Origin of the sequence: Caulobacter sp. 602-2 (assembly GCF_011043625.1) — a bacterium.
GTDB lineage: Bacteria > Pseudomonadota > Alphaproteobacteria > Caulobacterales > Caulobacteraceae > Caulobacter.
In genome coordinates, this window is the sequence record NZ_JAAKGT010000014.1 from 82,928 (window position 1) to 92,171 (window position 9,244).

Below are 9,244 nucleotides of genomic sequence, written 5' to 3' on the forward strand. Positions count from 1 at the left end.
GCGCCCTATCGCTGCGGATCGCGCGACAGAACCTGGGCCACGATGAGGCCCGCCGCACCGATGGCGGCCAGCACCAGCCAAGCCTTATACACCGCCGCGATCCCCGCGTCGCGCCACAGCACGGCCTGATAGGCGTCGATCACCCAGGCGTGGGGCGTGAACCAGCCGAGATTCTGCAGCCAGGCCGGCATCAGGAAGCGCGGCGCCATGCTGCCGCCCACGGCCGCCAGCACCAGGATCACGAAGGTCGACAGCATCTGGGCCTGGTCGCGCGTGCGGCACAGGCTGACGAGGCCCAGCGCCAGGCCCGCCGAGCAGACGCCGGCCGCCAGGGTGGTAGGCAGCCACAGCCCGAAATGCTGCAGCGCCTCGACGCCGTAGACACCCTGCGCGACCACGAAGATCATCACCGCCTGGACGATGGCCTGGGCGGTCAGGAACAGGAACTTGCCGGTGACCACCGGCCCCATGCCGGCCACGCCCGCCAGCAGGCGGTCGGCGACGCCGGCGCGGCGCTCCTCCATCAGCGACAGCGCCCCCTGCATGGCCGAGAACAAAGCAAACAGGATCATCACCGCGCCGGCGTAATAGGCGATCACCGCCCCGCCCTTGCGGGCGCCGGTGATCTCCTGGCGGTCGAACAGGTCGTCCTTCACGGCCTGGGGCTTGGCGCGAAGCTGCTCCGCGGCCGCCTCGACGCGGGCCGACTGCACGGGGGTCAGCTCACCCAGGGCCGGCGCGACGGAGTCGATCGAACGGCGCAGGGCCGCATCGGGCGCGGCGACGGCCAGGGCCTGTTGGGTGCGGGCCTGGGCCAGCGGCGCGGCCACGGCCCGCGACGGGTCGGCGACGATCAGGAACGGCTTGCCAGGCGCGGCGGGATCGGCGCGGATCACCAGGCCCGCGTCGACCTGGCCGGACTTGACCCGCACGCGCACCGTCGCGGCGTCGGGCGCGGTCTCGGCGCGCAGGTCCGGGCTCTTCAGCAGGGCGGCGGCGACCCGGCGCGAGGCGTCGGTGCGGGCCAGGTCCGCGACCGCCAGCTTGGGCTGCAGGTTGTCGCCCGAGGTTCCGGCGAACACCGACGAGAAGATCAGGAACACCAGCGGCGGCAGCAGGAAGGTCATGACCAGGGCCGCGCGGTCGCGCCACAGCTCCAGCGCCATGACCCGCATCATCGCCAGCGACATGGCCAGTCGCGCCCTCATGCGGCCTTCCGCTCGGCGACGAGGCTGAACAGGTTGGCCAGCGACGGCTGGCGCACGCGGATCTCGCGCGGGGCCAGGCCCAGCTGGCGCAGGCGCGCGTCCAGCCGCCCCGCCGCGCCGTAGCCGCCGCTGTCCAGCCGCGTCCAGACGCCGGGACGCCGCGTGGGCTCAAGCCCCTCGGCCGCCAGATGGATCTCGCCGGCCATGTCGAGCCCTTCGGCGAGATGGACGAGGATCTCCATCTGGTCGCCGAAGGCTTCGGCCACCAGGGCCCGGGGATCGCCCTCCAGCACCATGGCGCCGTCGCGCAGGAAGCCGACGCGGTCGGCCAGGGCCCCGGCCTGGTCGAGGTCGTGGGTGACGATCAGCACCGCCACGCCCAGGCCCCGCAGGTCGCGGATCACCGTGTCGACGGCTTCGCGGGCGTCGATGTCGACCCCCACGGTCGGCTCGTCGAGGATCAGCAGGGTCGGCTCGTGGACGATGGCGGCGGCGATGTTGGCCCGGCGCTGGAAGCCGCCCGACAGCGTGCGCACCGGCGCGCCTGCGCGATCGAGCGTGCGGGTCAGCTCCATCGCCCGACGCACGGCGGCGGGGATCTGCGCGCGCGGCACGCCAGCCAGCGTGGCGAAGGTCTCGATGTTCTCGCGGACCGACAGGTTGGCGTAGAGGGCGATCTCCTGCGGGACGAGGCCAAGGCCGGCGCGGGCGGCGGGCACGCGGGCCGGATCGGCGCCGTTCAGCAGCACGCTGCCGGCGTCGGGCCGCAGACGGCCGCAGATGGCCCGCACCAAGGTGGTCTTGCCCGCCCCGTTGTGTCCCAAGAGGGCGTAGATCTCGCCCGGCCGCAGCGACAGGTCCACGCCCTTGAGGACGCGCCGCTCGCCATAGGACCGCACAACGCCTTCAGCCTTCAGAATAGGCTCTGGATTCACGCCGCCGCCTTGCGCGCGGCGAACAGCCGTCCGGCATAGGCGCCCAGCAGCCCGCCGCCCCCGGCCGCGGCCAGGGCCGCCTCCGCCGCGGCGAGATGCGCCTCCACGGCCGCGCGGGCGCCCGACAGGCCCAGGCGCGAGACGGCCGTGGTCATCGACGCGTCCTGGCCGACATCCTTGCCGGCCGCCTCGACCGAGCCCTCGGCGTCGATGATGTCGTCGCGGATCTGGAAGGCCAGGCCCACCCGGCGAGCGAACTCGCCCACCTGCTCGACGGCGGCCGCGTCGGCCCCGCCGATCAGGGCGCCGACCTGGGCGGCGGCGATGATCAGGACGCCGGTCTTCTCGTGGTTCAGCCGGTCGATGGCGGCCATGTCGCGCAGCTGGTCGCGGTCGAGCAGGTCGCGGGCCTGGCCGGCGACCAGACCCATGAAGCCCACGGCGTCGGCGGCGCGAGCGCAGACCTCGGCGCGCAGGTCGCCCGACAGCCCCTTGTCGGCGGCGATGACGGCGTAGGCCTGGTTCAGCAGGCCCACGCCCGCGAGAATGGCGGTGGCCTCGTCGAAGGCGCGATGGATGGTCGGCAAGCCGCGACGCAGGCCTGCATCGTCCATGGCCGGCAGGTCGTCGAGGATCAGCGAGGCGGCGTGGATCATCTCGAAGGCGCAGGCCGCATCGAGCGCCGCGCCCTCGTCGGCGCCGAACGCCTCGGCGGCCAGCAGGGTCAGCATCGGACGGAAGCGCTTGCCCGGGGCCAGCAGCGAATAGCGGACGGCTTCGACCAGGCGGTCGGGCGCGGTTCCCGGCGCCGGGGCCAGCTCGGCCAGGCGGCGATCGACGCGCGCCCTCAAGGCCTCGATCCGCGGCAGCAATCCCTGATGCAAGGCGACCTGGTCGTCCATCTCGCGAGTCGATGCCTCCCCCGCCCCTCCGCGGGCGAGTCATTTGAAGGCGCCCCGTCGCGGCGTCAACCCGAGCGGGCGCCCGGCGGCTCTTGACCCCGGCCGTCCGGGGCGCGTCCATGGCGGCATGTCCAAGCCCCTGCCCTCTCCCGCCGACCACGCCCGCGAGATCCTGGCCCGCCTGGGCGTGAGCGGCCTGTCCGCCGACGGCGGAACCGCCGTGCGCACGCCCATCGACGGTTCTGTGCTGGCCCACGTCGCCTTCGACGACGCCAAGGCCATCGAAGCCAAGGTCGCGGGGGCCGCCCGCGCCTTCCGCGCCTGGCGCTGCGTTCCGGCGCCGCGCCGGGGCGAACTGGTCCGCCTGCTGGGCGAGGAGCTGCGGGCGGCCAAGGCCGACCTGGCCGCCCTTGTGACGCTGGAAGCCGGCAAGATCGCCTCCGAAGGCGCCGGCGAGGTCCAGGAGATGATCGACATCTGCGACTTCGCCGTCGGCCTGTCGCGCCAACTGCACGGCCTGACCATCGCCTCCGAGCGCCCCGGCCACGCCATGCGCGAGACCTGGCATCCACTGGGGCCGGTCGCGGTGATCAGCGCCTTCAACTTCCCGGTGGCGGTGTGGGCGTGGAACGCGTGCCTGGCGCTGACCTGCGGCGATCCGGTGATCTGGAAACCGTCGGAGAAGACGCCGCTGACGGCCCTGGCGACCCAAGCCCTGCTGGACCGCGCCATCGCCCGGTTCGGCGACGAGGCCCCGGCCGGCCTGTCCTCGGTGGTGCTGGGCGGCCGCGACGCCGGCGAGCGGCTGGCCCGCGATCCGCGCATCCCTCTGGTCAGCGCCACCGGCTCGACCCGCATGGGCAAGGCCCTGGCCCCGGTCGTGGCCGAACGCTTCGGCCGCTCGATCCTGGAGCTGGGCGGCAACAACGCCATGATCGTCACGCCCACCGCCGACCTGTCGCTGGCCCTGCGCGCCATCGTGTTCTCGGCCGCCGGCACCGCCGGCCAGCGCTGCACGTCCCTGCGCCGGCTGATCGTGCATGAGAGCCTGGTCGACAAGGTCGGCGACGCGGTCGCGGCGGCCTTCGCGCGTCTGCCGGCCGGCGATCCGCGCCAGGACGGCGTGCTGCTGGGCCCGCTGGTCGACAAGGCCTCGTACGAGGCCTTCGTCCACGCCCTCGACCAGGCCCGGGGCGACGGCGCGCAGGTCGTCGGCGGCGAGCGGCTGCGCGAGGCCGAGGCCCCCGAGGCGTTCTACGTCCGCCCGGCCCTGGCCCGCCTTTCAGCGCCGACCGCCGGCATGGCCCGCGAGACCTTCGCGCCCCTGCTCTACGTCGTCCCCTATGCCGAGTTCGAGGACGCGGTGGCGATGCAGAACGACGTCCCCCAGGGCCTGTCGTCCTGCGTGATGACCAACGACGTGCGCGAGGCCGAGGCGTTCATGGGCCCCTGGGGCAGCGACTGCGGCATCGCCAACGTCAACATCGGCCCGTCCGGCGCCGAGATCGGCGGAGCGTTCGGCGGCGAGAAGGAAACCGGCGGCGGCCGCGAGAGCGGCTCGGACGCCTGGAAGCAGTACATGCGCCGCCAGACCGCGACCGTGAACTATTCGGGCGCCCTGCCCCTGGCCCAGGGCGTGCGGTTCGACCTTTAGGGTAGATAAACATCGAAGGTCGCCGAGAAATGAAATTCTCATTTCTCAAAAACTCTTTATTACAATATACCAACGATCACGGAATCACCTCACACCTGAACGGTCAAATGGAATTCAGGCAGAGGCACTAAATCATGCCACGCATGAACCTAACCACCTTCTTGGCTAACGACGCCGCGGATTCGGCAACCAAGACAAGCAAGATACTAAAATATGTAGATCGCCCCGGTGGCGCAGATTATTACTGGGCGCTTAAGTCGGCTGCCAAAAAGATGTTCCTCGACGGCGAGCCCTACGATCAGGCTGTCGGCGTGATGGCCAATATGACTGTCGACCACCAGCGCCTGAACAATCAGCAAGCTCTGAAAGCTGCATACGACTGGAAGATCCAAAACCCTGGCGAAGCCTTACCTCCGCCATCGGGATCCGTGTCCGCTCCAAAGGGAGAACTCACGATCAAGCTCGAACCGGCCTGGGCGATTAAGCGTAAGGGGAAATTCGAAGCTTATGTTCCTTGGACGTTCAAAAATGAACGCCTGTCACGCCCTACTGCAGGCATCGGCATTTGGCTGCTGGAGAGCGGCCTACAGCACGATGATTATGAAAACTGGGATTTCTATCTTATAGATTTGGTGACGAAGAAGCGCTTCGGGCGAAGCTGCATTACAAAATCAACAGCACTTGCCACCATGTCTGCTCTCGAAGCACAGGAAAATATCTATCTGAACGCAAAAAAATCTGCCTGACCTTCTGACAAGCCTGGCCTTGTAAACTTTTTGCGAGAGTGCGGAAAATCACACCCTGAAGTTGTTATCGGCCGTAGCGTGCGCCCGCTCATTTCCGAGCCGGAGGCAAACGTCATGTCGGCCTATCCCATCGCGATCTACGGCAACGGCCTGTTCCAGGACGGCTATCCCACGCCGCCCGTGCCCTACGCCACGCAGGCCCAGCAGCTGAACCAGGGCATCACCACCGTGATCCTGTGGTCGATCCACATCCACGACGGCGGCGACCTCTACCTGAACAACACGCTGTTCGTCAGCAAGGGCCAGATCCAGTACGCCACCGACGGCTCCAGCGGCGTCAATCCGGACTATCCGGCCCTGGTCAAGCAGCTGACGAGCGGCGGCAGCGTGCGCGACCTGCTGGTCTCGGTCGGCGCCTGGGGCACCACCAGCGACTTCACCGCCTGGCTGGGCGCGCGCGAGCAGGTGAAGGCCAACCTGGCCGTCCTGCAGTCGACCTTCGGGATCACCGGCGTCGATTTCGACTACGAGGGCGTCTATGGCGACGACCCCCAGAAGATGATCGTCACCCTGACGCTCGACGTCGGCTCCCTGGGCCTCTACGCCACCTACTGCCCCTACATGCAGTCCAGCTTCTGGACCGGCTGCCTGGCCGACGTCTACGCCCAGAACAACAGCCAGCAGATCGTCAAGTGGATGAACCTGCAGTGCTACGCCGGCGGCGCCAACAACGACCCCCTCCAGTGGGCCCAGGCCGTGCAGCAGACGGCCAACACGGGCGTGAGCGACCCCTACGCCTTCATCGTGCCCGGCTATGCGGTCGAAGGCGCCGACGGCGAAGGGCCCTCGTCCATCCAGCAGGCGTTCTCGCAGCTGGCCGGCTCGGGGATCACCGGCGGCTTCCTGTGGAACAGCGGCGGCATCTTCTCGACCGAGCCCTCCGGCGGGCCGACGCCGGCCGACTACGCCGCGGCGATCAACGCCGGCCTGGGCGCGTCGACCTCGGCGCGCGAGGCGGTCGACGCCTGACGTCCATCCTGGCCCCCGTCGCGCAATCGGCGGCGGGGGCCTTTATGGGTCGCATCCCTGGACGCATCACCCTACGGTAACCGCCACTTCAATGGTCGTGAGGTGAGCGTGCAGACTGTCGAGATCGTCCTGGCCCTTCTGGCCGCCGTCGTCCTGAGCGGCGCGGCCGCCCGGTTCCTCCCCCTGGCCGTGCCCGCCCCCCTGGTGCAGATCGGCCTGGGCGCGCTGATCGCGATGGTCACCAAGACGCCGGTCTCGCTCGACCCGCACCTCTTCTTCCTGCTGTTCCTGCCGCCGCTGCTGTTCCTCGACGGCTGGCGCATTCCCAAGGACGAGTTCTTCAAGGACTTGCCGATCATCCTGGAGCTGGCGCTGGGGCTGGTGGTGCTGACCGTGGTCGGCGTCGGCCTGCTGATCCACTGGATGATCCCGGCCATGCCGCTGGCCGTGGCCTTCGCCCTGGCTGCGGTGATCTCGCCCACCGACCCGATCGCCGTCTCGGCCATCGCCCAGCGCGTGCCGATCCCCAAGCGGCTGATGCACATTCTCGAGGGCGAGTCGCTGCTGAACGACGCCTCGGGCCTGGTCTGCCTGCGCTTCGCCATCGCCGCGGCCCTGACCGGCAGCTTTGTCCTGCACGAGGCCGTGCTGAACTTCGCCTGGGTCGCCCTGGCCGGCGTCGCCATCGGCGTGGTCACCACCCTGGTCGTCACCACCCTCAACGCCTGGCTGACCCGCGCCGGGGCCGAGGACGCCGGTCCCCAGACCCTGGTCAGCCTGCTGATCCCGTTCGCCGCCTACCTGCTGGCCGAAAAGGTGCACGCTTCGGGCATCCTGGCGGCCGTCGCCGCCGGCGTGGCCATGAGCTTCTCCGAGGTCGCCCGCCAGACCGTGGCCGCCACGCGGGTGCGCCGCAACATGGTGTGGGACACCCTGCAGTTCACCGCCAACGGCGTGATCTTCGTGCTGCTGGGCGAGCAGTTGCCGTCGATCTTGGCCGGAGCGGTCGAGACCGTCCGCACGACCGGCCACCACGAGCCCTGGTGGCTGGCGATCTATGTCGTGGCCATCACCCTGAGCCTGGGCGTGCTGCGCTTCGCCTGGGTGTGGGGCTCGCTGAAGCTGACCCTGCTGCGCGCCCGCCGACGGGGCGAGGACCGCGCCAGCCCGGACTGGAAGATCATCACCGCCACGGCCTGCGCCGGCGCGCGCGGGGCCATCACCCTGGCCGGCGTGCTGACCCTGCCGCTGGTCACCGCGGCGGGCGAGGAATTCCCGGCCCGGGACCTGGCCATCTTCCTGGCGGCGGGCGTGATCGTGCTGTCGCTGCTGATCTCCAGCATCGCCCTGCCGCTGCTGATGAAGAACCTGCAGCTGCCGCCCGAGACGGCGGGGCTGGAGGCGGCCGAACAGGCGCGCGCCACCCTGGCCATCGCCGCCGTCCACGCCATCGAGCGGCTGCAGGCGTCCTCGCCGCACGCCGCCGACGCCGACTTCCAGACCGCCTCGGCCCGGATCGTCGACGTCTATCGCGACCGCCTGGACGGCCTGACCCAGACCGGCGAGGTGGCCATCGCCGCCCGTCGCGGCCGCGCCTTCGAAAAGGAAGTCCGCCTGGCGGCCGTGCAGGCCGAGCGCCAGGCCCTGCACGGACTGCTGCGCCAGCGGGCCGTGGACGGCGCGATCCAGGCCAGGCTGACCCGCGAGCTCGACCTGGCCGAGGCGCGCCTGCGGGTCTGACCGGCGGCTAGAGGGTCAGGGCGACGTCGATGATCGCGCCGGCGCCCGGCGTGAACGGCCCCCAGTCCTTCTGGATCGGGGCGCCGGCCTTGTCGGCGCCGGCCAGGCGCAGGGTGTAGGTCGCTCCCGGGCTCAGCACATGGCCGGCCACCGGCGGGAACCGCACGTCGTTGGAGACGAAGTCGGCCGCCCACGGCGGCGGCGGAGTCTTGCCGGTGATCATGCCCACCAGCACGGCCGGCCCCGTATCGCCCACCAGCAGCACCTGCACCGGACCGACGGCGTCCTTGCGCTGCAGGGTGACGCTGAACCAGGCCTCGGTGGCGGCCGGGCGCGGCGTCGCGCCCTCGGCCGGACCGATCCGCCTGAAGCCCAGGGCGCGAAGGATGTTGTTCACCCCGGCGCTGCCGCCCGCCAGAACGAGGCCGGTGATGAAGACGCCCAGCCCGCCGAGCGGCGAGACCTCGCCCTGCCCGCCGTAGAGGGCCTGGTACAGCGAGGCGACGACGTCGAACTTCAGGCCGTGGGCCACCAGCCAGCCGACGATCACGGCCACCGGCGTGCGCAGGCCCCGACTGCTGAAATGGTTCTGGAACACCCGCCAGCCGAACAGCACCGCCAGCGCCGACTCCAGCACCACGGCGATGGCCAGCACGCCGAACAGGATGCGGAAGATGGTCTCGTATTCGAGCTCCGAGAGGTCGGCCGCCTCGGCGCGATCCTGGGCCTCGCCGGTCAGGCCGCCGGCGTCGGGCGCCGGCTGCGGGACGGGCGTCGCCGGCGGCGAGAAGGTCACCACGCCGTCCTGCAGCGGCGGAGCCGGGGCCGCGATCTGGGCCTGCGCGGTCCCGAGCCCCAGCGCGGCGGCCAGGCAGAGCGCGGCCATCCCGCGGCCGGCCCAGTGGATCGTCTTCATGGTCCCCTCCCCCGAAGCATCGAGGGGCAACACAACCACGAAGCGACAAGCAAGATCAATGTTATCGGAGGGGGAGAAGTCATAGAACCTCCCCCTGTGGGGGAGGCGATCGCA

Annotated in this window: 8 protein-coding genes; 4 read left to right on the top strand and 4 right to left on the bottom strand. The window is 70.5% G+C overall.

The annotated features are described in order from the left end of the window. Positions 1-5: 5 nt before the first annotated feature. From G5B46_RS21575 to G5B46_RS21585, 3 genes are read right to left on the bottom strand one after another with little or no spacing between them, the layout of a single operon-like run. Positions 6-1,208 carry an ABC transporter permease gene (locus G5B46_RS21575; RefSeq protein WP_165262311.1) on the bottom strand — a complete coding sequence of 401 codons (1,203 nt, stop codon included), beginning with the start codon at positions 1,206-1,208 and terminating at the stop codon, positions 6-8. After that, on the bottom strand, positions 1,205-2,107 hold the full coding sequence (locus tag G5B46_RS21580) for an ABC transporter ATP-binding protein (RefSeq protein ID WP_346764961.1): 903 nt from the start codon (positions 2,105-2,107) through the stop codon (positions 1,205-1,207). Before G5B46_RS21580 ends, G5B46_RS21575 begins: the two co-directional genes overlap by 4 nt. A gap of 32 nt (positions 2,108-2,139) precedes the next feature. After that, positions 2,140-3,045, bottom strand: a complete 906-nt coding sequence (locus G5B46_RS21585; protein ID WP_165262315.1) for a polyprenyl synthetase family protein — start codon at positions 3,043-3,045, stop codon at positions 2,140-2,142. 127 nt (positions 3,046-3,172) lie between these two features. On the opposite strand from G5B46_RS21585, the gene G5B46_RS21590 reads away from it, so the two are divergent. The 4 genes from G5B46_RS21590 (at position 3,173) to G5B46_RS21605 (ending at position 8,214) form a co-directional block, all read left to right on the top strand. Then, positions 3,173-4,699 carry an aldehyde dehydrogenase family protein gene (locus G5B46_RS21590; RefSeq protein ID WP_165262317.1) on the top strand — a complete coding sequence of 509 codons (1,527 nt, stop codon included), beginning with the start codon at positions 3,173-3,175 and terminating at the stop codon, positions 4,697-4,699. Positions 4,700-4,842: 143 nt separating this feature from the next. After that, positions 4,843-5,445: a hypothetical protein gene (locus G5B46_RS21595; protein ID WP_165262319.1), complete on the top strand. Its 603-nt coding sequence runs from the start codon at positions 4,843-4,845 to the stop codon at positions 5,443-5,445. Between the two features lie 114 nt (positions 5,446-5,559). Continuing rightward, on the top strand, positions 5,560-6,474 hold the full coding sequence (locus tag G5B46_RS21600) for a hypothetical protein (RefSeq protein WP_165262321.1): 915 nt from the start codon (positions 5,560-5,562) through the stop codon (positions 6,472-6,474). A gap of 102 nt (positions 6,475-6,576) precedes the next feature. Further along, positions 6,577-8,214: a Na+/H+ antiporter gene (locus tag G5B46_RS21605; RefSeq protein WP_346764962.1), complete on the top strand. Its 1,638-nt coding sequence runs from the start codon at positions 6,577-6,579 to the stop codon at positions 8,212-8,214. 7 nt (positions 8,215-8,221) lie between these two features. Here the strand turns inward: G5B46_RS21605 and G5B46_RS21610 are convergent, their stop codons facing one another. Further along, positions 8,222-9,130 (bottom strand): hypothetical protein, encoded by a 909-nt coding sequence (locus G5B46_RS21610; RefSeq protein WP_165262323.1) that lies wholly within the window; start codon positions 9,128-9,130, stop codon positions 8,222-8,224. Positions 9,131-9,244: the final 114 nt, after the last annotated feature.